Source organism: Vibrio sp. 1402 (genome assembly GCF_033340275.1).
The window spans coordinates 1-633 of the sequence record NZ_JAWOWE010000379.1 but is presented as its reverse complement, the minus strand read 5'-3'; the positions used below and the strand labels follow the sequence as shown (position 1 = coordinate 633).

Sequence of the window (633 nt, the reverse complement as noted above, 5' to 3'; positions counted from 1 at the left end):
CGCTTTTAATGTCCAAAGCTCACGCGCTTCGTCCCAAGTTAGTGACTCGACTTGATGCTCGAACTTCGCTTCAAAAAGAACGGTTTTTTCTAGTTGAGTAATCAGCCCGCGAGTTAATTCAGCAGGGCACAACCAACCTCCCATTGGGTAATGAACCGATGCCATATCAATGGATAAGCCGATTGTCTCCGCCGTTTCTTCTGCAGACAATTTACGAATGAGCTCTGGAGAGAAGTTTCCCTCAAGCATTTTCTCTAGTTTGTCTGTGGATTTGTCATCCCACATCAATTGAGTTATACCACACCAATCATGGTCAAAATCGATTTCTTGCGCTGCTTGCTCGACAAATTGACGTGCGAACAAAAATGCTGGCGCAAACACACGAGATACACCTGTATGCGGGCCATTAAGCAGAGGATAAACGGCACCTTGACGGTTGCCAGATGCCCCTTCGGCTGGTTGAGTGTCTTTGCAGTAAAGCGTGACGTTTTGGCCACGACGAACTAACGTTTTCGCTAACGCCGCGCTGGCAATACCGCCTCCGATTATGGCAATCGAATCAAGATTGCTGGACGCCGTTCGATTAAACCACGCAAGATGGTTCGATTGCTTTTCGCGTTGTTCTATCGAGCC

At 47.9% G+C, this 633-nt stretch carries 1 protein-coding gene; it reads right to left on the bottom strand.

From position 1 onward, the window contains the following. The coding region (mnmC, locus tag R7044_RS26180; RefSeq protein WP_225456115.1) for an FAD-dependent 5-carboxymethylaminomethyl-2-thiouridine(34) oxidoreductase MnmC at positions 1–633 on the bottom strand (633 nt) is incomplete at both ends.